Source organism: Vagococcus acidifermentans, from assembly GCF_003987655.1.
Taxonomy (GTDB): Bacteria; Bacillota; Bacilli; order Lactobacillales; family Vagococcaceae; genus Vagococcus_B; species Vagococcus_B acidifermentans.
In genome coordinates this window covers 1-26321 of record NZ_NGKC01000023.1, presented here as the reverse complement: position 1 = coordinate 26321, position 26321 = coordinate 1, and the positions used below count along the sequence as shown (strand labels likewise).

Sequence of the window (26321 nt, the reverse complement as noted above, 5' to 3'; positions counted from 1 at the left end):
ATTTGCTGTTTAAATTCCTTGGTAAATGTCCGTCTCGGTCTACGTTCTGACATGTTGATTCCTCCAGTGTGTTTTATTATAGTTTACACACCTTATTTTTATTGTCTAGTCCAGTGTAGCCTGTCCATACTGCATGACAATAGATGATGATGACCTGATTTTATATTATGGGGAAAAGGTAACACCATCTGATACTGTTATATTTATAAGTTTGAGTGGAGAAACAGCATGTTTAGTCAAAGCGGCTGACTTAGTTAAGAACAACAGAGCTAAGATTATCGTCTTAACCAGTAATGATACGAGTCCATTATATTATACAGCAGATTTTGGCTTACTATCTTATAAGTCACCAATCAAAAAACTTTCAACTACGCTTGAAACGGCAAGTAGATTTTCTTTGGAGATGAATGCTCGCATTTTATCAGACTCTTACATTGTCTACAGTGAATTGAGAAGTATTAAACGATTAACACATTAGCTTTTTAGCTAATGTGTTTTTTTGAAATATTTTTCTGAAACCGAATTCATTCCGAAAAATATTTCAATAATGGGCTGTTATACTATAGAAAAGAGGAGGTAAAAAAATGAAACTAAAAGACTTGAAAGTAGTAATTGTAGGTGGAGGAAGCTCCTACACGCCTGGAATTGTTCAGGCATTAATCGCTTCAAGAGATAGGTTCGATTTTAGTGAATTAATACTCTATGATATTGATAACCAAAGAAATGATGACATGTTACTAATTGTTGAATATCAGATTGGAAAAGAAGGTTTAGAACACTGCATTACCGTGAATGCTACATCAGATCCTAAAATAGCTTTTACTCAGGCGGATTTTATTTTTTCCCAAATTCGAGTAGGTGGTTTGAAAATGCGGGAACAGGATGAAAAGATTCCGCTAAAACACGGTTTAGTAGGACAAGAAACTTGCGGTTTGGGTGGTTTCTCTTATGGTTTGCGGACGATTAAAGAAATTCTTAATATTGTAGAATATGTCCAAATTTATGCACCAGAGGCTTGGATTCTAAATTACACTAACCCTGAAACGATTGTGTCAGAGGCGGTTAGACGTGCTTTTCCTAGAATTAAAATGATTAATGCTTGTGATATGACTATTTCAATTGAAGAAACGATTGCAAGAAATTATGGTTATGATCGTAAGAATTGGATTCCAGTTTATTACGGACTTAACCATTTTGGATGGTATAAATCTATTTATGATAAGTCTTTAGATCGTGACATTATGCCTGAAATCCTAGAAAGATTAAAAAATGAAGGATTAAAAGTTGCTTCATTTAATGAAGGAGATACAACCTGGCAAGAAGCTTGGGAAATGATGGCTAAAATTGTTACTAATTTTCCTGATGCAGTTCCAAATAATTACTTGGAGTATTATTTATACTCTGAAGAAACTGTTGAGAAGATGGACCTAAATTATACGAGAGCAAACATGGTTATGGATAGTCGAGAAAGACGGACAAAGATAATGGCTGAAAAAATACGCAACCATGTTGGAGGTAACATCCTTGATTTTAATTTTGGAGAACATGGTCAATATATTGTTGACATGGCTGTTTCAATTTTAAATGATGATCATGGCAGATATATGTTAATCGTCGAGAATAAGGGTGCAATTCCCAATCTACGTGATGATGCAATGGTAGAAGTACCTTCTTATGTAGGTCGGACAGGAGTAGAGCCAATTTCATTAAGATTTGAAATTGATGATTTTCATAAAGGATTAATGGAAGCCCAAAATGCAGCAGAAAAACTTTTAGTTGACGCTTATTTTGAAGAATCATATGACAAAGCGCTTAAAGCATTTACCTTAAATCAAACTGTACCAAATGCCAATGTTGCTAAAAAAGTATTGGACGAATTTATCGTAGCAAATGAAGGGTATTGGCCAAAATTAAAATAAAGAATGGGGGAATTTCCAATGATGGCAAAAATTCAGCGCTTTGGTGGAGCGATGTTTACACCGGTCTTGTTTTTTGTTTTTTCTGGTCTTATAGTAGCAATTGTCGGTGCACTTAATAATCCTGCTATTGTGGGGAATATTGCATCTGACGGGACTACTTATCATAAAATACTAGGTGTTATTGAAACAGGTGGTTGGACTGTCTTTAATAATATGAATATTGTATTCGCAGTTGGTCTGCCGTTAGGATTAGCTAACAAAGCAAGGGGCAGAGCAGCTTTAGAAGCTTTTTTACTATACATGACTTTTAATAGTTTTGTTTCTGCACTGTTGGAAAACTTTGGTCCAGTTTTTGGTGTAGATTTTTCGATTGATCCTTCTATTGCAGGATCTGGACTGGCCTTTGTCGGTGGAGTGAAAACTCTTGATACTGGTGTTTTAGGAGCAATTATTGTTGCAGGAATTATCGTATGGATTCATAATAAATTTTTTGAAGTGGAATTACCAGATTGGTTGGGTATTTTTCAAGGGTCAGCACTTGTTGCAATGGTGGGTTTTTTTATACTTCTTCCAGTTGCTTTAGCTTTCTGTGTTGTGTGGCCAATGTTACAACAAGGAATAGTTGGTCTTTCTAATTTTATGGCTAGTACGGGTAATGTCGGTGTTTTTATGTATATTTTTTAGAAAAAGCACTTTTGCCAACAGGATTGCACCATTTTATTTATGCCCCATTTCAATTTGGCCCGGCAGTGGTTGACGGTGGAACAACTTTATATTGGTATGAACATTTACAACAATTTGCAGCTTCGGGCGAAAGCTTGAAAACGCTATTTCCAGAAGGTGGGTTTGCTTTACAAGGGTTATCAAATTATTTTGGCATTCCAGGTATTGCTTTAGCTTTCTGGTCAACAACTAAAAAAGAAAATCGTAAGAAGGTTTTGAGTTTAATTATTCCGGGATTACTTACTTCTGTATTTGCCGGAATCACTGAGCCGTTTGATTATACTTTCCTATTTATTGCACCAGCTTTATTCTTCGTACATGCTGGACTAGCTGCAACATTTGCAACTATTTCATATGCAGTTGGTACTGTTGGTAATTTAGGGGGTGGTTTGATCGAAGCAATAACCTCCAATTTTATCCCGCTTTGGCCTAATCACTATACAACTTATGTGAATATGTTCTTAGTTGGCTTTGTATCAATTGCAGTTTACTTTGTTGTTTTTAGATTTCTTATCCTAAAATTTGATTTTAAAACACCTGGCCGTCAAGAAGGAGAAATTCAATTATATTCAAAAGCTGATTATAAATCTAAAAGTGCAAGTGGCCAATACAAAGAACAAGCTAATGGTTTTATAGAAGCATTTGGTGGGAAAGAAAATATAGATACAATAGCTAATTGTGCTACTCGACTTAGAATTTCTGTCAAAGATCAAACTGTTGTTAGAGAAGATTCAGAGTTTATAAAATATGGAGCACATGGTGTGGTGAGAAATGGGAATGCATTTCAGATAATCGTTGGTTTATCGGTGTCTCAAGTAAGGGAAGCTTTTGATGAATTGATGGAGGGAGAACAGCAAGTTTCAATTATTCATAAGAATTCCCTTGATAATCTCATGAAGGATGAACGATAAAAATTAATCACATTGAGGAAAAAATATGTCAATCTACTGAGGGGAAAGTACTCGATTTGACACAAATAAATGATCAGGTATTCTCTCTGGGCATGATGGGACAAGATTTCGCTGTAATTCCAGAGTCTTCTAAAGTCTTCTCTCCGATAAAAGGGAAAGTTAGGCAAATCTTTCAAACTAAGCACGCTATTACTTTAGTTTCAGACAATGGTTTGTCTGTAATAGTTCATATAGGTTTGGATACGGTTGAGCTTAATGGACAAGGAATTGATAATAAAGTGACTGAGGAACAAATTGTAGATCGAAACGATTTACTTGCTAATGTTAATCTAGAAGAAATTAAACGGTTAGGTAAGGAGACTGAGATTATAGTTGTCTTTCAAGAATTAGAAGGAGAAGTTTTATTAAATATTGATGCACCTGAAGATGGTATCGTAGCGAGTGTGAAATATCAGGTCAGTTAAACATTTTAAGATAATAGAAAATACATATAATAGGAAAAAGTTACGATGATTTTTTGTGTTATAATGTTGGTATTGAAGGAAAATATATTTTTATTTTCCTTCAATACTTTTTTCATTTCATAGTTGAAGCTTATTGAGAACTTTTCAAAATCTTATTGGAAGTGATTTTTCAACTTTTAAAAAAATTTAAAGGCAAAAGCTTTTATTTTTAGTAAATGGTACCATGTTACTGTATCTTTTTTTAAAAGAAAAATAATAGGCAGGAGGGGGATAATACTAGAATTACGAACAAAGGGTTTAAAAAGGATAGATTTATGTCAGTTCTTTCAATGGATTAAAGTTACAAAACTGACGTTTTTAAGTCACTTTTTCATCCGACACATCCCAATTTAAATAACCATTTTCTATGTCGAAGTAAAAAATGACGAAACATTAAAAAATTATGTTAGGATAGTGTTAATGTATTTGAGACGAAATTTTCATTCATGATTAAGAGAAAGGGCCATTTCGTTTATTTTGGGAGGATATATATGAAGCAAGAATTACTCAGTTATTTAAATAATCAAACAGATTTTATTGATTTGAACAATTTGAATGATTTGTTTACAGCAGCTAAATTGGCAGAAGTTTTTCAAGTAAAGCGCAATACTGTCAGTCATTATTTGAATCAACTGACAAAGGAGGGGAAGCTGGTGAAAATCAATTCTCGTCCGGTGTATTACTTTCATAAAGAAGCATTTGAACATCAATTTTATCTATTGAGCGGTAATGTATACAGTTCGACGGAAGAAATAATGAAAGAGCAGCCTTTGTTCGGACGGGAAAAAGATTTTTTTTCGTTAATGATAGGGCATGATAAAAGTTTGAATCGAGTGGTGGAACAGATAAAGACGGCTTTGAATTATCCGGATAATGGACTGCCTGTACTGATTACTGGTGAAAGCGGGACAGGGAAAAGCTATCTTGTGCAATTGATTTATCAGTATTGTTTGGCTCATGATTTAATTAATGAGAACGCTCCATTGGTAACGTTGAATTGTGCACAATATGCTAATAACCCTGAGTTATTGACAAGCAATCTCTTCGGACATGCGAAAGGGGCTTTTACTGGTGCTGATAGTGATAAGACCGGTGCCTTTGAATCAGCCAATGGAGGCATCTTATTTTTGGATGAAGTGCATCGGCTGAATTCCGAGGGTCAGGAGAAGTTGTTTACGTATCTGGACCAAGGTGTGATTTATCGAATGGGGGATACTGCTAAACAGATTCACATAAAAACCCGTTTGTTTTTTGCGACAACTGAAGCTTTGGACAGCACCTTTTTGACTACGTTTATTCGCCGCATTCCTATTCAAGTACGCATGCCCTCAATATACGAACGCAGTCGTAATGAACGGATTGAGTTAGTTTATTCCTTCTTTTTGAATGAACGAAGGAGAATCAGTAAAAGATTGCTTGTTTCAGGTCAAGTTATCAGTTTGTTGACAGGACGCAGCTTTAAGGGGAATATTGGTGAGCTGAAAAATACTGTAAAAGTGACAGTAGCTAAAGCTTTTTTGGAGCAGAGGGATTTAAAAGACATTCAAGTAACGATTTACCACCTGCCAGAGTTTGTGTTGAACAACAATCAGCAAAGTTTACAGACGCCAACGCAGGAAGAAATTATGTTGACAGAAAATACAACAATCAATCAATTAGTTGAACGTTACAATCCCAATCAGAAACGCGTGATAGATACGTTTGAAAGAATCATCAATGAATTTCAAAAAGCCGATGGCAAATTATCAGATTGTGAAAACCAGTTGAAGCAGACAGTGGATCATCTGTTCGACTATTTGCTGTTTGAAACCGATCGGCAGCAGAAACACGAGATGTTGCTGTATTTGACACAATATATTCGCGAGACATTTCGCCAAATGGAAAGTGCTTATCAAATCAAGTTTAACGGCAATAGTGTGTATGCGCTAAGTTATTACCTTTTTCAACGTGGGTCCAGTAAATGGTATCCAGAAGATAATGAATTACAAGAACTAATTCGCAGTTTGGATAGACAGATTAAGGCGACGTACCCGACTAGTTACCATTATGTTGAACGTATTTTAGAGTTGTGTAAACTGAAATTGGATTTGGATATTTCGGAAATGGACCGCATTGTGTTGGCTCTTTATTTAAAAAAAGCTGACTGGACAAGGGGACTGAGCATTCCTAAGGCTATCATTGTGGCACACGGTTATGCCACTGCGAGCAGTATAGCCAATGTGGCTAATCGTTTTTTAGGCAAAGACATATTTGAGTCGTTTGATATGCCATTGGATGTGTCGCCTCAGCGTATTGCTGAAGAAATTCTGGATTACAGCGAAAATAATGACATTTCCAACGGTCTAGTCATTCTTGTCGATATGGGATCGTTGAAGGAAATATATCAATATTTTCCCAAACAAATCACTGTGCCAATTGCGATTATGAATAATGTAACAACACCTTTAGCCATTGCATTAGGTGAAAATTTACAGAAAAAACTTGCTCTTTCAGAAATGGTTGAACTATCTGCAAAACAGGCAGCGTTTGATTGGCAAATTATTTACCCAGAAGAAAACCGCTTCAAAGCCTTATTAACTACTTGCCAAACAGGTATCGGTACAGCAGCTCATATCAGCCATTTATTGGAGAAAAGTTTGCCGGGTGCCTGTGAATTGAAGATTCTACCTTACGAATATCATATATTGGCTGACAATCAAAAAGATGAAACAGTTTTTGCGATTTATGATGTGTTGGGAATTATCGGTACAGATAATCCTCAAATTGAAGATATTCCGTTTCTATCATTAGAGGAGTTGATTTCTGGTGATGAAAATCAGAAATTGATGGAATGGCTTGCTCCAGTAATGACGGAGGAAGAAAATCAATTGTTTAATAAAAATGTCATTAGGAATTTTTCTTTGGAAAAGGTGATTGACTCGGTAACGATTTTAGATACCGAAAAAGTGATGAAAGAAATTGAGCTTTTTATGCGTGATTTAGAAACGCAAGCCAATCTTACACTAAGCAATGCGAAAAAACTGGCACTGTATGTCCACATCAGCTGTTTGATAGAACGTTTGATTCGCAATGTACCAATCGACACATATCAGTGTGATGATGAATGCTACCAGTGTCGCCAAAGTGACTTTGAAAATATCAAAAAGTCATTTAGTGTCATAGAAACCGATTACAGTGTCGATATACCCGATGCTGAAATTGCCTATATTTATGATATTATTTATCGAAATGTTGATAGACCAACAAAAGATGACGATTTTTAATAAAAGCAAGTTGCGTGCCACTAAGTTTGGCACGCAACTTGCTTTTATTATGGTGTAAGTGAGGTGAAGAGAATGGCAAGAAAATTGATATTGGCCTCTCACGGAAAATTTGCTTCAGGGATCCTTTCTTCTTTGCAATTAATCTGTGGCACCAATCAAAATATTTCTACCTTAGATTGTTATTTGACCGAGGACTTTGATTTAAGCACTGCCGTTAAAGAAATAATGAGCAAGAATCAAGAAGAAGAGGTTGTCGTAATTACAGATTTATTTGGCGGAAGTGTCAACAATGAGTTTTTGAAGTATATTCATCGACAGAACTTTTATTTAGTTGCCGGTTTGAATTTACCATTTCTAATTGATTTCGTCACAAAATTTGAATTAACTGATTCACTATTTCAGTTAATCGAGCACACTTTGGACACATCCAAAAAATCAATCCAGTTCTGCAATCAAACAATTGAACAAGAAGTCGCTGAAGAAGAATTTTAAAGGAGGAATAACCAATGATTGTACTAACACGTGTTGACCATCGGCTGTTACATGGGCAAGTTGCTTTTTCGTGGACACAGAATTTGGGAGCGGATTGTATTCTGATTGCTAACAATGATGTACCAACGAATGACATTCGAAAAACTACTATTAAACTGGCGAAACCCCAAGGTGTCAAACTGGTCATCAAAAATATCGCTGACTCAATTGAAGCGCTAAGAAGCGGTGTGACAGATAAATACAAACTGTTTATTGTTGTTGAATCCATCGAAGACGCCTATGCGCTGGCGTGTGCTTATCCGGAGATCAAGCAGATTAATCTTGGGGGGACTAAAGCTGGTGAAAGCAAAGAGAATATTTCAAAATCTGTAAACGTAACTTCAGAAGAGAAAGAGTTAGTGAGAGAACTTGTTGGCAAAGGAGTTGAAATTGAAATACGGCAAGTACCTGCAGATAAAAAATTAATGGCTCAGGATGTGATTTGATGCAGGAAACCATATTAAAACGAATCGCTGGGATGAACTATTACTATCGCTACTATACAATTGATTATTTTTTTGATTCTCTTAAAAAAAATCATATCCAAAACTTTGAACTTTGGACTTGTACACATCATTTTGAACTTTCAGATATGACGTATCAAGAGACAAAGAAATTCAAAAAAAAGATAGACCAATATGGGTTACATATGATTTGTCTGACACCAGAGCAAAGTAATCCTAAACCATATAATTTGGCGGCGAAAGAACCGCAGCTACAAGAAAAGGCTAAAAGATATTTTATGAATGCGATACGTGTTGCATCAGAACTTGATTGTAAGCAACTTTCACTGAATTCAGGCTGGGATTTTTATTCTGAGAATCCCAATGAGGCATGGAAACGTTCAGTTTCGATGATGAATGAATTAGCGGAGTTTGCAAGAAAAAACAATGTAACTATTGTTCTTGAAGCATTGCAGCCGGATGAATCTCATTTAGTAAATACGATTAATGACCTGACGTTGTATCTGGAGGCAGTTAATCAAGATAATTTATTTGTAAATATCGATTTTGGTGCTATGGCAAGAGCACATGAAACAATCGATCAATATTTCTTAGCTTTTGGCGAGAAAATTCGACACTGTCATTTTGTTGATGGTAAGCCTACCGGTCATTTGGCTTGGGGCGACGGCAATCGGGATATACTAACAGATTTTAACGATCTGATAAAAAATGGGTATCTGGGATGGCTGACTTTTGAATTCGCTAATTCATCTTATTTTAATCAGCCATTCGAAACAGACCGGAGAGTCATTCAACATATTAAGAATATGATCCATTAAGGAGGAAGTAAGATGGAAAATTTAACAACAGCATTATTGATTGGCATAATCGGATTTCTTGGTCCAATGGATTTCGCTGTCGGCTCTAACTTGCTAAATAGACCAATCATCATGGGACCTCTAGTAGGGCTAGTACTAGGTGACCTGACACAAGGTATTATTATCGGTGCCTCACTCGAATTGATTTTCATGGGAGCTGTTTCAGTTGGAGCATATCTTCCGCCAGATGTAATTGTGGGAGGCGTTTTAGGAACAGCTTTTGCGATTAGTTTAGGCAAAGGTGTCGGTGCTGCAATTACGATTGCCATGCCAATTGCCATGCTGTCTCTGGCAATCGGCAACTTGATGAGTATCATCTTTCCAATGATTGCTCATGCAGGTGACCGGGCAGCTAAAGAAGGTAAAGCTGGCGGTATTACGGTATCGATGTGGTCCATTGGATTACTCGAATGTTTGCGACGCGGGGTACTGTGCTTTCTCGGATATTATTTAGGCAGTGCACAAATCGAAAAAGTTTTAAATGTAATCCCGGATAAAATTATTACAGGACTGGAAGTATCAGCCAATCTATTACCTGCGATTGGTTTTGCAATCCTGTTACAGATGATTTTAAACAAGTCTATCTTGCCGTATTTCTTCTTAGGTTTTTTACTGTCGGCTTACTTTGAAATTCCAGTATTAGGTGTCGCATTGTTCGGTTTGATCTTGATTTTTATCACTATGAAGTTTGATAACAAAGGAATAAATAATAATCAAACTGTCGCAGCAACAGGTTCGGGGGTGGATGATGATGACGACTTCTAATACAAAACAAGTAACAAAAAAGGATTTAATGAAAATTTTTTGGCGCTCGCTTCCTATGGAATTTGGATGGAACTATGAACGACAGATGCATTTGGCATTCGCCTATATGATGTCGCCGCTGATGAAAAAGCTGTATGGAGATGATAAACAACAATATAGTGAATCATTAGAGCGGCATATGGAGTTTTTCAACTGTACACCGCAAGTTGTTCCATTCATCGGTGGGGTTGTGTCATCAATGGAAGAGACAAATGCTGAGAGTGAAGAGTTTGATATTTCTTCAATCAATTCCATTAAAACTGCACTGATGGGGCCTTTATCAGGAATAGGAGATTCTATTTTTATTGGAACTATTCGTGTCATAGCCACGGGCTTAGCAGCATCACTCGCAGAAAAAGGTAATATTTTAGGTCCGATTTTATTTCTGTTGATTTATAATATCCCGGCATATTTTCTCAGGTATTTTGGAGTGATGTATGGATACCAATTGGGGGTTGGTTATTTAACCAAAATTCAAGAATCAGGCTTGATGGAGATGTTTAAAACAGCTGCTTCGATATTAGGTGTCATGGTGATTGGTGCAATGACAAACGAAATGGTATCTATTAATTTTGTGTTAGGAATCGGCTCAGGCGAGAGCGCGCAAACTCTGCAAAGCATATTAGATGGCATGATTCCGGGAATTATGAGTTTGGCTGTTCTTTATATTTTCTATGTTTTGAATAAGCGTAAAGTCAACGTCCTGTGGCAAATTTTAGGTGCTGCAATTATCGGAGTGGCATTAACATGGTTTGGTATTTTAGGATAATAAGAATTTTTAGGAGGAAATAATATGTTAAAATTTAACGAACAACAACAAATCGATGATATTCAGGGAGCACTGGCACTTCGTCCGGATGTTGAAAAAATAATTGATACGATTTGGGAAAAAGGTTTTGATAATATTTTCTATCTCGGTATCGGCGGAACCTATGCATCTGCCATGCAAGCAGTGACTTACATCAACGGCAAGAGCGATTTGCCGGCTTATGTACAGCATGCTGCTGAATATTATACGACTGGCAATCGCCGGCTAACAGAAAAGTCTCTTGTTATTCTGTCATCAGTTACCGGTACGACTCAAGAAGTTGTCGTAGCAGTTGATGAAATCAAAAAAATTGGAGCAACTCTACTTGGCTTTATCGACCAAGAGGGCAGCCTGTTAGCTGAAAAGTGTGATTATGTTATTACGTATCCAGCGCCGGGGACTGAACAACTCAAGTTTTTCATGGCAGCCGATCGTTTGATGAATAAAAACGGTGACTTTGCTGATTACGAAGACTATTATGGAGAATTGGAACAACATTTAGCGAAAGGACTTGTGGAAGCAGAAAAACAAGCTGATGCATTTGGCCTCGCTTTTGCAGAAAAGCATCGTCATGATGACATGCATTATTTCATCGGTGCGGGTAATCATTGGGGAGCGGTTTATTCTTATGCGATGTGCTATTGGGAAGAACAAAGCTGGCTACGTTCAAAATCAATCCATGCGTCGGAATTTTTGCATGGCACATTGGAAATTGTTGAGGAGACTACCCCTGTGACGTTGTTCTTAGGTGAGGATGAGCAGCGGCCATTGGCTGAACGAGTCAAAAACATGTTGCCGCGAATTTGTGCCAATTACACGTTTATCGATACCAAAGATTACCCGGTAGCAGGAATTAGTGAAAAGTACCGTGGACGGATTCTTTCTCCTCTGTTGATGCACTGTGTGACCCAAAGAATAGATGCTCATGTAGAAAAATTGAATTGTCACCCGCTGGAAATCAGGAGATATTACCGCCAGTTTGATTACTAAAATTTTAAGCAGCAGTAAACGTTAGAAAAAAGCAGCACTACAATTTATAGGACTGATAGAAAAATTCTATCGGTCCTATTATTTTTTGTAAAAAAAAGCAACGGTACCACTGCCGGGCTTGCGGCACTTATTTTACTGCTCAGACACCTCTTGTGAACCGTCACTGCTTTATTTCAACACAAATCCATTATCGTGTCCTGCAAAAATTAACAGAGTGTCGATCCTTGAAAAGCATTGCCTACGGTTTTAAAAATTCCCTAACTATGCGCACGCGAATCTTTTTACTGCATGGGTTATTTCAAATTAAATAAAAAATACCGGAGAAGGAGACTTGCTCCTTACTCCGATGTGTGTTGGTGATACTATCAGTCCGATTTGACAAAGTGCCTCCCACAGGCCGTTTTGTCATTGGCGGACCGTTTGGTGACACTGGTCTAACTGGACGGAAAATTATTGTAGATACCTATGGCGGGGAAATCCCGCATGGCGGTGGTGCCTTTTCAGGAAAATATGCGACGAAAGTGGATCGTTCCGCGGCCTATATGGCCCGCTATATTGCAAAAAACATTGTCGCTGCCGGCTTGGCTAAAAGTGGCCAAGTGGCATTATCGTATGCGATTGGTTATGAAGAGCCCGTAGCACTTGATATTGAAACGTTTAAGACCAGCTCGGTTTCAAGAAAGAATTTAACAATAGCTGTTTTAAACATGTTTGATTTATCACCAAGAGGGATGATAGAAGCACTCCATCTGAAAAAAACTTTATACAGTAAGACCTCTGTTTATGGCCATTTCAATAATTTTAACAATTTTGAGTGGGAAAAAGTCAACCAGCAGGAAAAATTGAAACAGGTTTTGAAAGCTCTTGATTAAAAAAGTTAGAATTGCTGGTTCGCCTTTATAGCAATAAGAACTTATAGTATGTGTATGAAAGATGAAAATAAATTAGTAAGACACTAAATGAATAATTGAAACGCCCCTAAAAAGCTAGACTTTTTAGGGGCGTTCCAGTTATAGAAGTGATATATTTATTTGAACTGTCGTTTTAAAACCTTTAAAACTCCTTCATCCCTGCCAACACATCTTCCAGAGACTGTGCTTCTTTCTGCTGGTCTGCTGCGACTTCTTTTGAGATCAGCGCGCCGTTCAGCGTATTGACACCTGCTGCCAGCGCGTTATTTTCTGCCACAGCCCGTTTAAAGCCTTTGTTAGCCAGCTCAAGAGCATATGGCAGGGTGACGTTGGTCAATGCAAATGTGGACGTTCTAGGAACAGCGCCGGGCATGTTTGGTACGGCATAGTGGATAACGCCGTGTTTGACGTATGTCGGGTCATCATGAGTCGTGGTTTTGTCCGTCGTTTCAAAAATCCCGCCTTGGTCGATGGCTATATCGACAATAACCGAGCCTGGCTTCATTTCTTTAACCATCTCTTCGGTGACAAGGGAAGGAGCTTTTCTTCCTGGCAGCAAGACCGCACCAATCAGCAAGTCAGCGCTTTTCACTGCTTCAGCAATATTGTAAGGGTTGGACATGATGGTTTCCACGTCGTTGCCGAAGACTTCTTCCAGCTGGGCGAGACGGCGGGCGTTGACATCAAGAATTTTAACTTTGGCTCCCAGTCCGGCAGCAATTTTTGCAGCATTGGCACCGGCCACGCCGCCGCCGATGATGACGACTGTCCCGCGTTCAACACCTGGTACCGCGGATAGCAGGATACCTGAACCGGACATCGTTTTTTGAAGGAAGAAAGCGCCGATTTGTGCCGACATTCTTCCGGCTATTTCACTCATTGGTGTGAGCAAAGGCAGGCAGCCGTCGGGGAGTTTGACTGATTCATAGGCGATGGTAGCGACGTTTCTTTTCATCAGCTCTTCGGTTAATTCAGGTTGCGGCGCCAGATGAAGGTAAGTAAAAATAATCAAGTTTTCATGAAAGTATTTAAATTCGTCTTTCACCGGCTCTTTGACTTTCATCACCATGTCAACGTGCCAAACCTCTTCAATATCATCAGTTAAAATTGCACCCACTGCTTGATACTCTTCATCACTAAACCCGGAGCCTTCGCCAGCCCCTTTTTGGATAATAACTTTGTGATTGTTTTCGATAAAGAGATGTACACCGGAAGGCGTTACAGCGACCCGGTTTTCATTGTTTAAGACTTCTTTTGGTATGCCAATTTTCACAGAATAAGACCTCGTTTCATTATTTTCAACGTTCTTTTAACAGTCATATTATACCGCTAAATGCAAATCAATGCCAGCCACATCATATAAAAAAGGTATCTCTATAAGATACCTTCGTTATTTATGATAATGAATCAAAGATGTTTTCAGGAAAATCAGGATATTTTTTCTTAAGGGCTGTTTTCAATAATCGTACAGCCAGATTTTTATTGCGAGCCAAAATCGGACCGTGGAAATAAGAGCCAAAAACATTTTTGTAAATGACGCCTTCCGTTTGGTCTTGACCGTTATTGCCGTAGCCTTTTTTGACGATTCCTAAAGGCTGTTCGCCTTCACCGAGAAAAGTGATGCCGTTATGGTTCTCAAAACCGACATACGTTTCATTGTAAGCTTCGTTGTAAATTTCAATATCGCCGATAAACCGGTTGTTGTCCTGACTGAGTGTGTAGTGGGGTAAGGCGTGGATGCCGTAAATCTTTTCCCCGTTAGCGCCGATGTAATACTCACCAAGCAGCTGATAGCCGCCGCAAATCGCCAGCATTACGCCGTCATTTTCAATATATTTTGTCAGTTCTTCTTTTTTAGTTTGGATATCTTTGGACACAATGACTTGCTCATAATCCTGTCCGCCCCCGAAAAAGACAAAATCATAGTCGGAGGCGTTGAAAGCTTCATAAATACTGACGATTTGTATATTAAACTGAATTCCGACTTGTTTCGCATAATAGTTTAATACGAGCAAATTCCCATTATCACCATAAGTATTCAGCAGATTGCCGTACAAGTGGCATACGTCCAGCGAGTAAGCAGTCATGTTACATGCCTCCTTTCAGATAGCCTTGGTGTGCCAGTTCTTTCCGCAAATTCAACACGGCGGTATAGGTAGCAAGGATGTACACATGTTGTGTCGGCAGATGTTTGATTTCTTGAATAACCGCGTCAAGGGCAGGAATTTCAGATAATCGTTCTTCCTCAATCCCGGCAACTTTCAGGCGGAGTGTCATGTCTTCGTATCGTTCTCCGCCGGAAATGACTTTTGGAATGTTCATCTCTGCCAGCAGTTCATAATTGCCGTCCCATATCCAGCTGACATCGATTCCGTCAGCATAGTTTGCATTCAATAAGTTGACCATGGAAAATGGCTGAGGCGCAAGTTTGATTGTCTCCAGCACTTGATTCAGCCCGACTGGATTTTTGACCAAAATCAGGGTACACTCTTTGCCGTCTATGGTGATGATTTCCTGGCGCCCGAACACTTTTTCATCGTAGGCTAGGCCTTGACGGATTTTTTGCGGAGAAATGTGGTAGTATTCCGCCACAGCTGTTGCCGCCAGCGCATTATAAATATTATACATGCCGCCCACTTCGATGTGATAAGCTTCCCCGTCAATCACAAATGACGAAGAGACATTTGTCATGCGGCTGATTTCTGTCAGCCGATACGATAGTTCAGGACGTTTGAAATCACAATTCGGACAGTAATACTTGCCGAGATTGCCATAAGTCAGCATGCGGTAATGCAAAATATGGTGGCAGTGCGGGCACAAGACACCGTCCGTGTTGTAGTGTGCCATTTGTTCTTTGTCGCTTTCATGGTCGAAGCCGTAGTACTGTCGCGGGTTTGCCGTCTTTTGAAAATTAAAGATAGGCAAGTCGCCATTCATCAAAATCGTTGCATCAGGCGCTTTTGCGGCGCCGTCCACAATCAGCTGGTACGTTGTATAAATTTCACCATAGCGGTCCATCTGGTCACGGAAGATATTCGTGAACACGAACAGTTCAGGTGTGATATATTCAGTGACTTTGCTCAGACTAGCTTCGTCAATTTCCAAAACCGCAAAATTTTCCGAGCCGGTTCGTGCGGTTCCCGTCAGGAAAGTCGACACGATTCCCTGAATCATATTGGCACCGGTAGTATTGGTCAAGACATGTTGATGTTCCTGTTTCAGGATGTTCACAGTCAGTGCTGTCGTTAATGTTTTGCCGTTTGTGCCTGTTACCACTATCACGTGATAATCTTTTGCCAGTTCTTGCAAAACAGTCGGATCGATTTTCAACGCTATTTTTCCAGGCAGACTGCTGCCGCCTTTGAAGAAAGTTTTTAAAAACCACTGGATTGTTTTTCCGGCACTGATTGCCAATCGACTGCGTAAGCCCATTAAAATTCCTCCAAGTTCTTTCGATAAATACAACTTATCATACCATATTCAACTGAAAATATTTAGCTGAAATGTTTGCCAAACCGAATTCTTAACAAAAAAACATCTTTCTTTGGGAGAAAGATGCAGCAATCCTGTGTAAAAAACTCTTATTCATCTCTGTACTGTTTGACTTTGTCAGATGTTTCCGACGGAGTCAGCCAGTTGCCAAGGGCAAGAAGAAGCGACGCGCCAATGACGATTTCCAGATTATCAGGAAACAACATGACCAGCAGCAAAATGACCGCCGTTAGAAATGACAAGCGGGCGAGAGAACGACCCAGCGCTTTCTGGTCGATTTGTTTGCGCTCTTCCGGATTCATCCGATAAAATCCGGCACTCAGCGACAGCCACCGGCCATTGTAAAACTGCCAGCCGACCACTACAAACAACACTATAAAAAGCAAGAAAAACAGATAGAATGCGACATGCATCATTGGACACCTCTTTTCTTTATTCATTTATTTTACGCCTGAGACGCCGGGAAAAAAAGTGTTCTTTAAAAAAAATTAACTGACTAGCCGATAATAATTTTTTCAGTAGGGAATGTATAGCCTTTATCCTGCTGCTCTTTTGGAATAAAAATCATTAAGGTGTACAGCATGCCGATTCGGCCGATAAACATCAGTGCAGCGATTACCAGTTTTCCGATAAAGGTGAGTTCGCCGGTAATGCCGAGAGACAGACCAGTTGTTCCAAAGGCCGAAGCGACTTCCATAACAATGGCGATAAACGACTGTTCTTCTGTGACAGTCAGAATCAGCACAGCGACAAAACACATAATCAGCGAAAGATTAAACACGACAATGGATTTTTTGATGTCGCGGTTATCAATTCTCCGGCCGAAAATACTAACGTTTTCTTCTCCTTTGATGAAAGAAAGCATATACAAGCCTAAAATTGCCACAGTCGTCGTCCGCACGCCGCCGCCGACCGAGCTGGGACTGCAGCCAATGAACATCAAGACCGAGAAGATAAGCAAAGTCGGCGTTTGAAAGTCGTTGAGGTCATTGATTTGTAAGCCGGCGTTTCTTGTTGACATGGCATAAAACATGGAAGAAATCCACTTTTGAATTTCCGGCATATCCTGAAACAAATGGTTCCTTTCCAAGGCATAAATAACCAGCGTTCCGGCGATGAAAAATATAATAAACGCACTGATCGCCAGCCGGCTGAACAAGGAAAAGCGAAATGGCAGACCACCTTTTTGCCGTTTGTAAAAGAGCCATTCCTTGACTTCCATAATGACCGGAAAACCGATACCGCCAATCATGATAAGAAATATCAGGGATAAAATAAATGGGTAGTCATTGGCATAAGGAACAGCTGACATGCCGGTGACATCAAAGCCGGAATTAGTCACAGCGGAAATGGCTTCGTAAAAACCAAAAAAGATGGCATCACTAATTGACTCTTGGTGTCCGACAAAGTAAAAATGAATCGAGAAGAAAATGCCGAAAAGCAGTTGAATCCAAAGCAGAATCAACATCGTGGTGCGAATCAGACGCACGGAGCCGCTTAATTTCGGCTGGTTCATATCGGTCATGATCAGCTGTCTTTGCCGCAGAGAAATGCGTTTTCTGGTTAAAATGAAAAAGAATGTGGAAATCATCATGATACCCAGACCGCCGACCTGGAAAAGTATTTCCAGTAGAATAATGCCCCGCTGATTGAAGACATCGCTGATATTAAACGTGCTCAGCCCAGTGACACTGACTGTACTGATAGCCATAAACAGCGTGTCGAACAGTGTCGTTTCAGCACCGCTGTTTCTGAAAAACGGCAAGCTTAACAGAACAAATGCGACGATGACCACCGCTACATAGTAGCCAAAAATGATTTGGATGCTGGAAAAATGCGTTGCAATGTAGTGGTCTTTGCGCCGGCGGAATTTTTCAAATAAAAGTGTGCGTTTCATAAAAGGAGTCCTTTCAGACAAATTTAGCGTCATGTTATTTAAAAGTATATCAGGGAAGTCAGCTTTTCACTAGCGAATCACACCAAAAAAGCTGTTGAAAAGATAGGACTTGAGAATGAGGCACCGAGCAGTCTGATTTGTTAGAATAAGGTGGAAGGAGTGAGTGCAATGTTGGTGAACTTGTTATTAAGAAACAGTTTTATGCTGTTAATCCTCTTGCTGTATCTGGTCAAAGAGAAATTTGCATTGACGCAAAATCAGTGGCGGGTCACGACATCCGGCCTGATCGTCCTGACGACAGGTTCTTTACTCCTGCCAACAGAAATCATGCCTTATTTCGGCAGTTTGGAAGCACTGCTGCTGGGCATGTGGAAAGGTCTGCTGATGCTGGGTGTGACTTGCTTGACAACACACGCGGGTGAAGCCGATGATTTGCGTCTGCCTTTTTTTGCATGGCTGAAGCAGGCGTTGTTTGCGGGTGTCCGGTCACGGCCATTTTCCGCAAAAGCCAACATTTAACCTAGAGAGATTGGAACGGCGGGCCTAAAAAATAAGCCCCGTTCATTGATAGACAGAAAAGTCCGATAGCGTTATCGGACTTTTTGTTTGGTTAAAAATGTTTGACTGTTTCATGGCAGGGACAGGACACGAGATGGTCGTTGACCATACCTACCGATTGCATATACGCATAGATAATCGTCGGTCCCACAAACTGGAAGCCGCGAGCTTTGAGGTCGTGGCTGATTTTTTCAGAGAGAGGTGTGTGTGCCGGGATGTCAGTCATTGATTTCCAGTAGTTCTGAATGGGTGTGTGATTGACATACCCCCAGAGATAATCAGCAAATGACCCGTATTCCTCCTGAACGCTTTTGAAGCACCGGGCATTCTCAACAGCGGCATTGATTTTCCGCCGGTTGCGGATAATCTTCTTGTTTGCGAGCAATGATGTCTTTTTGTCTTCATCATAAGCCGCCACCAGCTCTATATCAAATTGGTCAAATGCTTCAAAAAAATCCGGCCATTTTTTTAGAATGGTCAGCCAGCTGAGTCCTGCCTGCATGCCTTCTAAAATCAGCATATAAAATAGTGTATAATCATCCTTTTTGGGGATTCCCCAGTCGCTGTCGTGATATTGTATTTCCAGAGGATGAACAGCCCATCCGCAGCGGTTGTCAGTAGTCATCTTATTTCTCCTTCAGCGCTTTTTGCAGGCCTTGTTTTGCCAGCTGGTCAGCACCTTTGTTCTTGGCTTCCGGTATCCAGCGGATCAGCACCAGTTTGAAAGCTTCCAATAGCTGCTCAATCTCAGCCAGCAACGGCTGGAAGGCCGGCTTGCCTGTATAATTTTTATCAATCGCCAGTGCGACTGTTTTGCTGTCAGTATGCAGCATGATGGTTTGCTCCTGCCAATCTTGTGCGATGCAGTAGCGCAGTGCCGCTGCAACAGCCATAAATTCAGCCTCGTGATTGTCGCCAGTGTGCAAGACCAGCGCTAACTGCCGGTGCAGGTTTTCACCTACAATCAGGATACCTGCGCCGCTGACGTTCTGCTTTGGGTTTGTGGCGGCATCTGTGTAGATTTTCAGCATTGATTTACTCCATTTTTATTTTTTTATTTTTTTAGTTATGTTAGTATAGGTTTATTGATCAAATGAGGTGGAGGTCAATATGACAAAAGATAATCAAAAAACTTTTTGTTATCAGCCAGAATTGTCAATCAGCGTGATTTACTGGTCATTGACATTTTTCCTGCTGTTTATGGGATTCATCGGTTTATTGGAATCTCAAGGAAATATCAATTTGTTCAGTCTGATCATGTTTGCGCTGTTTCTAGGTTCTGGGGTATTAAGTTTGAAGCGGAGGTTTATCCTTCAAAACAACACACTTCATTGTCATGCCGTTTTAAAGCGCAATGAATATCGAGCATCAGTGAGCGAGATTGCCCAGATTTCTGTCGGCAGTCATGGCTTGACCGTTGTTTTTAACGGACAGCACCCAAAGTCTTATTTGATGCTGCCGAAAGACAAGGCGCGGTTGATCGAGTGTCTTGAGAGAGAGAAACAATTTAACGGAATCATCTATAGTGCGGAAAAAAGTGCTGGCAAATAATTTGCCAACACTTTTTATTTTTTATTTCTTGTCACTGATAACTGTCACACTGGAAGCTTGGGGACCCCGGGCGCCTTCTTTGATTTCGAAGGTTACTTCCTGCCCTTCGGAAAGAAACTTGAAACCCTCCTGTTCAATCGCCGTGAAATGCACAAAAATCTCATCATCCTCGTTGTAACGAATGAAGCCATATCCTTTTTGAATATCAAACCACTTTACGATACCTGTTAGCATTGAACATTCCCCCAGTGTAAATATAACTAAGTATATAAAATATATTATACGTTCTTCGATTTAAAAGGTCAATCTTGGAATCAATTAAATGAAAAATAATAAAAATTAACAAAAATGACGTATACTAATGATATAATAAAACAAAACAGAAAACTTTACGAAAGAGGGAGTTCCATGAAGACTGATATTCAAATCGCTCAAGAATCAGAGTTACTGCCAATCAAAGACATTGCTGAGAAATTATCGCTGTCTGAGGATTCCTACGATCAGTATGGAAAATATAAAGCTAAAATAAAGCTGAATGCACTAAACGATCTGTCAGACGACGAGGACGGCAAACTGATCCTTGTCACAGCCATCAATCCTACTCCGGCAGGTGAAGGAAAATCAACAGTGACAATCGGCCTTGGCGATGCGTTGAGGAAAATCGGGAAAAATGCGATGATTGCGCTGCGCGAGCCATCCCTCGGACCAGTGATGGGCGTCAAAGGCGGTGCCACAGGCGGAGGCCGGTCGCAAGTCCTGCCGATGGAAGACATCAACTTGCACTTTACCGGTGATATGCACGCCATCACCACTGCCAATAATGCGTTGTCTGCTTTGATTGACAATCATATCCATCAGGGGAATGAACTGAACATTGACCCGAGACGGATTATCTGGAAACGTGTCGTGGATTTGAATGACCGGGCGCTGCGCCATGTGACGATTGGTCTTGGCGGCCCGATGCAGGGTGTACCGCGTGAAGACGGGTTCGATATCACTGTCGCCAGCGAAATCATGGCGATTCTCTGCTTGGCAACTGACTTGGACGATTTAAAGAAACGCCTATCCAATATTATCATTGGTTATACATATACGAGAGAGCCGGTGACCGTCGGCGACTTGCGGGTTGAAGGAGCACTTGCACTGTTGTTAAAAGAAGCGCTGAACCCGAATCTTGTCCAAACGATTTACCACACGCCCGCTTTGATTCACGGCGGTCCGTTTGCCAATATCGCGCACGGCTGCAACAGCGTCATCGCCACTAAAACAGCACTGAAAATGGCCGATTACGTTGTGACAGAAGCAGGTTTCGGTGCCGATTTAGGCGGCGAAAAATTCATGGATATCAAGGTGCCGAATCTTGGCAAAACACCTGATGCAGTAGTCATTGTCGCAACTATCAGGGCGCTGAAGATGCACGGCGGTGTGCCGAAAAATGAATTGACCGTGGAGAACGTTGACGCGCTGCGGGCCGGATTTGCCAATTTGCAAAAGCATATCGAAAATATGCAGCTGTATAATGTGCCGGTGATCGTAGCCATCAATGAATTTGTGAGCGATACGGACAAGGAAACAGCCTATTTGTTTGAACTGTGCGAGCAGCTGCGTGTGCCCGTCAGTGTGTCGCAAGGCTGGGAAAAAGGCGCAGAAGGAGTGACAGACTTAGCAGAGAAAGTTGTCGAGACGATTAATACGATGGAAAGCCGCTACACTCCTCTCTATCATTCAGGAAGCGGCATAGAGCAGAAACTGGAAGCTATCGTCACCAAGATTTATGGCGGGAAAGACGTGTCGTTGTCCCAAAAAGCTAAAAAACAGGTGAAAGAGTTTCAGAAGTACGGCTGGGACCGGCTGCCCGTTTGCATGGCCAAAACCCAGTACTCCCTATCTGATGACCCGCACCGTCTAGGACGGCCGACAGACTTTACGATTTCCATCAGAGAATTTGTGCCGAAGCTCGGTGCCGGCTTTATTGTTGCGTTGACCGGGGATGTCATGACGATGCCAGGACTGCCGAAAGAGCCGGCTGCCAATAAAATGAACGTTGACAGTCAAGGGAATGCAACAGGTCTATTCTAAAATATCACATAAAAGTGGAGTAAATCCTTTTTACTTCACTTTTTTTATTATATACTAACTAGTAACGATTGTTAGTTGATTTGGAGGAGCGGCAGTGACTGAAAATTCAAGAGAATTTCTGGCGATATTTAATCGAATTGAAAAATGGATGCAAGGACAACTTGAGCGTCCTCAAAATATGGGGTTCACGCAAATGGCCCACGTGCTGAAAAAACGCAAAGATTTGCAAATTGCCCGTTACGAGGATGACCTGATTCAAATTGCCCAGCTGAGGAATGCCATTGTCCACGACATGATTTCACCGGACTTTGTCATCGCAGAACCCAACGATTGGGTCATTAAGAAAATCAGAGAAATCGAACATGAATTGCTGATGCCGGAAAAACTGAATGTACGTTTTCGGAAAAAGGTCATGGCATTTGAATATTCGACCCCGTTCAGCACACTGCTGCATATTATTGCAGACAAGGGCTATTCTCAATTTCCAATATACAATAAGGGCAGATTTGTCGGGTTGCTCACGACCCAAGGAATCGGCCAGTGGCTGGCAAAGGAATCTCAGAAAGGCACGGTGGTCATTGACAACCAGCAAATTTCAGACATCATGGATATGGACAGAAAGAGGTTATCCGTCCAGTTTATGAGTGGGGAGCAATTTGTTTTTCAGGCGGTCAAACTGTTTCAGGAAAATCCCCGTTTAGAAACCATCCTGATTACTCATAACGGCCGTCCCGGCGGTGATCTGATTGGAATCATCCGCCCCAAAGACTTATTTGTTGATAGAACGGAGAAAAAATGATGCTTTATACTATAATTGTCATTATCACAGTAGCACTGGACCAATTGTTGAAGTTCTGGGTCGTTAGACATATTCCTTTAAATGAAACTGTTTTTAGAAATAACCCGATAATTTCCCTGACACACATCCAAAATGACGGAGCCGCTTGGGGGATGCTGAGCGGAAAAATGTGGTTTTTCTATATTATCACACTCGTCGTGATTGTGGTGCTGCCGGTCATGATTGTTAAGAATTTGAATGAAAGCAAGTGGATGACGGTCGGGCTCAGCTTGATTTTAGGCGGCGCGATAGGCAACTTCATTGACCGCATCCGTTTAAATTATGTGGTCGATATGTTCCAGTTCGAATTTTTTCAATTTCCGATTTTTAATTTAGCTGATGCATTTTTGACAACCGGCGTTGCCTGTGTGTTTATCTATTTACTATTTTTTGAAGGAAAAACAGTTAATTAAAAAAACCGTTTGAAGATTGGCACGAATGCCGCTTCAAACGGTTTTTGATGTTTATTGAAAGGGTCAATATCTTCTGTTGCGGCCTCTTTGAAGTGCAAAGACGAACAGTATCAGCAACGCCAAAAAGACCAATCCAGTGTTGAAAAACACGTTGTCAACCACTTCATCTGTTTTTGGCAAAGTCGCATTGAAAATGTTGCGGGTCGGTGCGGCTTTATCCTTTTTAGTTTTTGTTTCTGCATCACCTTGTGTTTCATTTGACAGTGTCTTTTCAGCCGGGGTCGGTGCTGACTTATGCTGGTTAGACACATCGTCCGAAACAATTTGTTTTTTTGTGTCACTCGTTTCGCTCTCGTTGTTTGCAGGAGGGACTGGGTTAGCCGCTGCCGGTTGTGTGTCTCCGTCAGCAGAGTCGACGCTGCCGTATCCGCCAATGTGGTCAGCAGATGTGAAAACCATAGCCTCAACCACTTCGCCTGAGTTTCCGACAAGTCTGACACGGATTCTTTTTGGCAGGTAGTCAAATGTATAACTAAAGGCGCCGGCCTCGTCACTGATTGTTTCTCCTGAAAAACCGGCTTCATCCCAAACTTCAACCGTTGTGTTTGGCGAAACTGTTCCCGACAAGAGATAAGCAGATTCATCAATTGCTAGGTTATCGATAGTGAGAGTAGCTTCGTTTACATCTGCATGCGAAACATCAGGTGTAACGATGTCAGATGTTTCAGCTGCACTGACTGCTTGAAAAGAAAATAGACTGAATAATATAATTAAAGCAAAGATCATTTTTTTCTTCATTTGTCTCACGCCTTTCAGAAACTAGGTTCCTCCTCTTGTAATAATTGTAACACGGCCGTAATCTTTCTGCAAACTGCAGGCTGTGTCAAAAAAAAGAATTCAAAATATTGCGTTTTTTGGAAAAAAAATGATATAAATAGTAGTAACCAAAAGATTGGAGGCAGCTGTATGAAAAAAGTAGCATCTATTAATGAGCTTATCGGAAATACTCCGATTGCCAAGTTGAACAAGGTTGTGTCTGAGCAGGAGGCAGAGGTTTTTGCCAAGTTAGAGTTTTTCAATCCGGGAGGCAGTGTCAAGGACCGGATTGCGTTGAGCATGATAGAAAAAGCAGAAGCTGAAGGTAACTTGAAAGCTGGCTATACAATTGTGGAACCAACAAGCGGTAATACCGGTATTGGATTGGCAATGGTCGGTGCGGCCAAAGGCTACCGAGTCCAAATCGTTATGCCGGACACCATGAGTATCGAAAGAAGATTACTAATGAAGGCTTTTGGTGCTGAACTGGTTTTAACACCGGGTGCAGAAGGCATGAAAGGAGCGATTGCCAAAGCTACAGAACTTGCAGCAAAAGAAGGTTACTTCATGCCTCTACAATTTGACAATGCGGCCAATCCGGAGATCCACGAAAAAACAACGGCACAAGAAATACTGTCGGCTTTTGAAGGAGAAACAATTGACGCATTTGTAGCAGGGGTTGGCACAGGTGGTACAATCACAGGTGTCGGCCGAGCATTGAAAAAAGTGTATCCTGATATCCGCATCTATGCTGTCGAACCAGCGGAATCAAAAGTGTTGAGAGGCGGCGAACATAGTCCCCATAAAATTCAGGGGATTGGTGCCGGCTTTGTTCCTAAAGTGTTAGATGAGACGGTATATGACGCTGTTATTGCTGTCCCTGGCGATGACGCACTGGCAACAGCACGCGACGTGGCACGACAAGAAGGGATTCTAGTCGGTATTTCAGCTGGTGCCGCCATTAACGCAGCTGTCCAAGTAGCAAAACAGCTCGGGGCCGGAAAAAAAGTTGTGACAATCATTCCAGATAGCGGCGAGAGATATCTCTCAACAGAATTGTATCAATAAAATTTCCAGATTATAATAATTCTAAATCTTGCTAAAAACTATTGTAGATAGTATTATATAAATAGGATAGTATTTACGATCAGTAAGGAGGGGATTTTATGACAACTGAACAGATGATAAAAGGTGCTGTTGAAAAATTGAAAGCGTCGGATATTCGAATTACACCGCAACGAAATGCCATTTTGGAGTACCTCATCGAAAGTCACAGTCATCCAACTGCTGATGAAATATACAGAGCTTTAGAAGATAGATTTCCTAACATGAGTGTCGCAACAGTCTACAATAATTTGAGACTTTTTACAGAAATCGGCTTTGTCAAAGAAATGTCCTACGGTGATGCATCAAGTCGGTTTGACTTCACTCAGACAAAACACTATCACGCAATATGCACAAAATGCGGTAAAATAATCGATACATTTTACCCGGGCTTGGAGGATGTCGAAGCAGCCACCGAAAAATTGACCGGCTTCAAGATTGCGGAGCATCGGCTTGAGCTATACGGCATCTGCCCTGAATGTCAAGAAAAAGAAGCGTAGCAGATAAAAAGGAATCTTATCTTTTCAGGTTCCTTTTTATTATGTTTCTTGGTTTTTTTCAGGTGGGTCAAACAACTTGACAAACTAACACATTATTATTAAAAAACTACTTGCTTTTTGTAATAAGAGCTGATATATTATTACATGTCGCCAAGACGACAACATCAAATAAAAGTTTTTTTAAAAAGCAGTTGACAAGTGAAAAGATGTTATGCTAAGATATGAAAGTTCGCGTCGGAGCACGACAATCAGTCGCGCGTCAGCAGAAAAAACTTTTCAAAAAAAGTCATCAAAACAGTTGACAAAACAAACGCCAGCTGTTATGATATAAAAGTTGCTACAAACGCACACGTAGACCTTTGAAAACTGAATAAAGTAAGACGAACCAA

The 26321-nt window shown here is 40.6% G+C and carries 26 protein-coding genes and 2 pseudogenes; 19 read left to right on the top strand and 9 right to left on the bottom strand.

The window, feature by feature from the left end; genetic code table 11:
• Positions 1 to 133: 133 nt before the first annotated feature.
• From CBF27_RS13530 to CBF27_RS13470, 12 genes and pseudogenes are all read left to right on the top strand, one after another.
• Positions 134 to 478, top strand: coding sequence for an SIS domain-containing protein (locus CBF27_RS13530; protein WP_126815194.1), 345 nt, complete (start codon positions 134 to 136; stop codon positions 476 to 478).
• Between the two features lie 106 nt (positions 479 to 584).
• Positions 585 to 1919, top strand: coding sequence for a family 4 glycosyl hydrolase (locus CBF27_RS13525; protein WP_126815192.1), 1335 nt, complete (start codon positions 585 to 587; stop codon positions 1917 to 1919).
• 18 nt (positions 1920 to 1937) lie between these two features.
• Positions 1938 to 3553 (top strand): annotated as a pseudogene (locus CBF27_RS14640) (alpha-glucoside-specific PTS transporter subunit IIBC).
• Complete coding sequence (locus CBF27_RS13515) at positions 3550 to 4017, top strand: PTS glucose transporter subunit IIA (protein WP_126815190.1); 468 nt, start codon at positions 3550 to 3552, stop codon at positions 4015 to 4017. The pseudogene CBF27_RS14640 and the gene CBF27_RS13515 overlap by 4 nt, the downstream one beginning before the upstream one ends.
• A gap of 530 nt (positions 4018 to 4547) precedes the next feature.
• Positions 4548 to 7319 (top strand): sigma-54-dependent transcriptional regulator, encoded by a 2772-nt coding sequence (locus CBF27_RS13510; RefSeq protein WP_126815188.1) that lies wholly within the window; start codon positions 4548 to 4550, stop codon positions 7317 to 7319.
• A gap of 72 nt (positions 7320 to 7391) precedes the next feature.
• Complete coding sequence (locus CBF27_RS13505) at positions 7392 to 7811, top strand: PTS sugar transporter subunit IIA (RefSeq protein WP_126815186.1); 420 nt, start codon at positions 7392 to 7394, stop codon at positions 7809 to 7811.
• A 14-nt stretch (positions 7812 to 7825) separates the two neighbouring features.
• Positions 7826 to 8296 carry a PTS sugar transporter subunit IIB gene (locus tag CBF27_RS13500; RefSeq protein ID WP_126815184.1) on the top strand — a complete coding sequence of 157 codons (471 nt, stop codon included), beginning with the start codon at positions 7826 to 7828 and terminating at the stop codon, positions 8294 to 8296.
• Positions 8296 to 9132: a sugar phosphate isomerase/epimerase family protein gene (locus CBF27_RS13495; protein WP_126815182.1), complete on the top strand. Its 837-nt coding sequence runs from the start codon at positions 8296 to 8298 to the stop codon at positions 9130 to 9132. Before CBF27_RS13500 ends, CBF27_RS13495 begins: the two co-directional genes overlap by 1 nt.
• Positions 9133 to 9144: 12 nt before the next feature.
• On the top strand, positions 9145 to 9936 hold the full coding sequence (locus CBF27_RS13490; protein WP_126815180.1) for a PTS mannose/fructose/sorbose/N-acetylgalactosamine transporter subunit IIC: 792 nt from the start codon (positions 9145 to 9147) through the stop codon (positions 9934 to 9936).
• Positions 9923 to 10744 carry a PTS system mannose/fructose/sorbose family transporter subunit IID gene (locus CBF27_RS13485; protein ID WP_211334673.1) on the top strand — a complete coding sequence of 274 codons (822 nt, stop codon included), beginning with the start codon at positions 9923 to 9925 and terminating at the stop codon, positions 10742 to 10744. The genes CBF27_RS13490 and CBF27_RS13485 overlap by 14 nt, the downstream gene beginning before the upstream one ends.
• Before the next feature lie 24 nt (positions 10745 to 10768).
• The gene (locus CBF27_RS13480) at positions 10769 to 11773 is read left to right on the top strand and encodes an SIS domain-containing protein (RefSeq protein ID WP_126815176.1); all 1005 of its coding nucleotides are present in this window, start codon (positions 10769 to 10771) and stop codon (positions 11771 to 11773) included.
• A 383-nt stretch (positions 11774 to 12156) separates the two neighbouring features.
• Positions 12157 to 12645: pseudogene (locus CBF27_RS13470) on the top strand (methionine adenosyltransferase domain-containing protein); the annotation flags it as partial.
• 181 nt (positions 12646 to 12826) lie between these two features.
• On the opposite strand, the gene ald reads toward CBF27_RS13470, so the two are convergent.
• The 5 genes from ald to CBF27_RS13445 form a co-directional block, all read right to left on the bottom strand.
• Positions 12827 to 13957, bottom strand: a complete 1131-nt coding sequence (ald, locus tag CBF27_RS13465) for an alanine dehydrogenase (RefSeq protein WP_126815172.1) — start codon at positions 13955 to 13957, stop codon at positions 12827 to 12829.
• A gap of 121 nt (positions 13958 to 14078) precedes the next feature.
• Positions 14079 to 14771, bottom strand: coding sequence for a type 1 glutamine amidotransferase (locus CBF27_RS13460; RefSeq protein ID WP_126815170.1), 693 nt, complete (start codon positions 14769 to 14771; stop codon positions 14079 to 14081).
• A 1-nt stretch (position 14772) separates the two neighbouring features.
• On the bottom strand, positions 14773 to 16116 hold the full coding sequence (locus tag CBF27_RS13455) for a Mur ligase family protein (protein ID WP_126815168.1): 1344 nt from the start codon (positions 16114 to 16116) through the stop codon (positions 14773 to 14775).
• Between the two features lie 149 nt (positions 16117 to 16265).
• Positions 16266 to 16592: a DUF3784 domain-containing protein gene (locus tag CBF27_RS13450; protein WP_170175124.1), complete on the bottom strand. Its 327-nt coding sequence runs from the start codon at positions 16590 to 16592 to the stop codon at positions 16266 to 16268.
• 80 nt (positions 16593 to 16672) lie between these two features.
• Entirely contained in the window at positions 16673 to 18073 is a 1401-nt protein-coding gene (locus CBF27_RS13445; RefSeq protein WP_126815164.1) for a TrkH family potassium uptake protein, read from the bottom strand.
• Between the two features lie 168 nt (positions 18074 to 18241).
• On the opposite strand from CBF27_RS13445, the gene CBF27_RS13440 reads away from it, so the two are divergent.
• Complete coding sequence (locus CBF27_RS13440) at positions 18242 to 18592, top strand: hypothetical protein (RefSeq protein WP_126815162.1); 351 nt, start codon at positions 18242 to 18244, stop codon at positions 18590 to 18592.
• Between the two features lie 91 nt (positions 18593 to 18683).
• Here the strand turns inward: CBF27_RS13440 and CBF27_RS13435 are convergent, their stop codons facing one another.
• Both CBF27_RS13435 and CBF27_RS13430 read right to left on the bottom strand, forming a co-directional pair.
• The gene (locus tag CBF27_RS13435; RefSeq protein WP_126815160.1) at positions 18684 to 19256 is read right to left on the bottom strand and encodes a DNA-3-methyladenine glycosylase I; all 573 of its coding nucleotides are present in this window, start codon (positions 19254 to 19256) and stop codon (positions 18684 to 18686) included.
• Position 19257: 1 nt separating this feature from the next.
• Positions 19258 to 19662, bottom strand: a complete 405-nt coding sequence (locus tag CBF27_RS13430) for a ribonuclease HI family protein (protein ID WP_126815158.1) — start codon at positions 19660 to 19662, stop codon at positions 19258 to 19260.
• A 79-nt stretch (positions 19663 to 19741) separates the two neighbouring features.
• Between CBF27_RS13430 and CBF27_RS13425 the strand changes: the two genes are divergently transcribed.
• Positions 19742 to 20182: an EbsA family protein gene (locus tag CBF27_RS13425; protein WP_126815156.1), complete on the top strand. Its 441-nt coding sequence runs from the start codon at positions 19742 to 19744 to the stop codon at positions 20180 to 20182.
• 21 nt (positions 20183 to 20203) lie between these two features.
• Here CBF27_RS13425 and CBF27_RS13420 read toward each other — a convergent pair whose 3' ends face one another.
• Positions 20204 to 20416 (bottom strand): cold-shock protein, encoded by a 213-nt coding sequence (locus CBF27_RS13420; RefSeq protein WP_126815154.1) that lies wholly within the window; start codon positions 20414 to 20416, stop codon positions 20204 to 20206.
• A gap of 174 nt (positions 20417 to 20590) precedes the next feature.
• Here CBF27_RS13420 and CBF27_RS13415 point away from each other — a divergent pair, with 174 nt between their 5' ends.
• From CBF27_RS13415 to lspA, 3 genes are all read left to right on the top strand, one after another.
• Positions 20591 to 22261, top strand: a complete 1671-nt coding sequence (locus tag CBF27_RS13415) for a formate--tetrahydrofolate ligase (protein ID WP_126815152.1) — start codon at positions 20591 to 20593, stop codon at positions 22259 to 22261.
• Between the two features lie 148 nt (positions 22262 to 22409).
• Entirely contained in the window at positions 22410 to 23060 is a 651-nt protein-coding gene (locus CBF27_RS13410; RefSeq protein WP_126815198.1) for a CBS domain-containing protein, read from the top strand.
• Entirely contained in the window at positions 23057 to 23512 is a 456-nt protein-coding gene (gene lspA, locus CBF27_RS13405) for a signal peptidase II (protein ID WP_126815150.1), read from the top strand. The genes CBF27_RS13410 and lspA overlap by 4 nt, the downstream gene beginning before the upstream one ends.
• A 63-nt stretch (positions 23513 to 23575) precedes the next feature.
• On the opposite strand, the gene CBF27_RS13400 is transcribed toward lspA, so the two are convergent.
• A complete protein-coding gene (locus tag CBF27_RS13400; protein ID WP_126815148.1) occupies positions 23576 to 24310 on the bottom strand; it encodes a hypothetical protein in 735 nt (244 codons plus the stop codon).
• 168 nt (positions 24311 to 24478) lie between these two features.
• On the opposite strand from CBF27_RS13400, the gene cysK reads away from it, so the two are divergent.
• Both cysK and perR read left to right on the top strand, forming a co-directional pair.
• Positions 24479 to 25396 carry a cysteine synthase A gene (gene cysK, locus CBF27_RS13395; RefSeq protein WP_126815146.1) on the top strand — a complete coding sequence of 306 codons (918 nt, stop codon included), beginning with the start codon at positions 24479 to 24481 and terminating at the stop codon, positions 25394 to 25396.
• A 98-nt stretch (positions 25397 to 25494) separates the two neighbouring features.
• The gene (gene perR, locus CBF27_RS13390) at positions 25495 to 25932 is read left to right on the top strand and encodes a peroxide-responsive transcriptional repressor PerR (RefSeq protein ID WP_245986113.1); all 438 of its coding nucleotides are present in this window, start codon (positions 25495 to 25497) and stop codon (positions 25930 to 25932) included.
• The last annotated feature ends 389 nt before the right edge of the window (positions 25933 to 26321 follow it).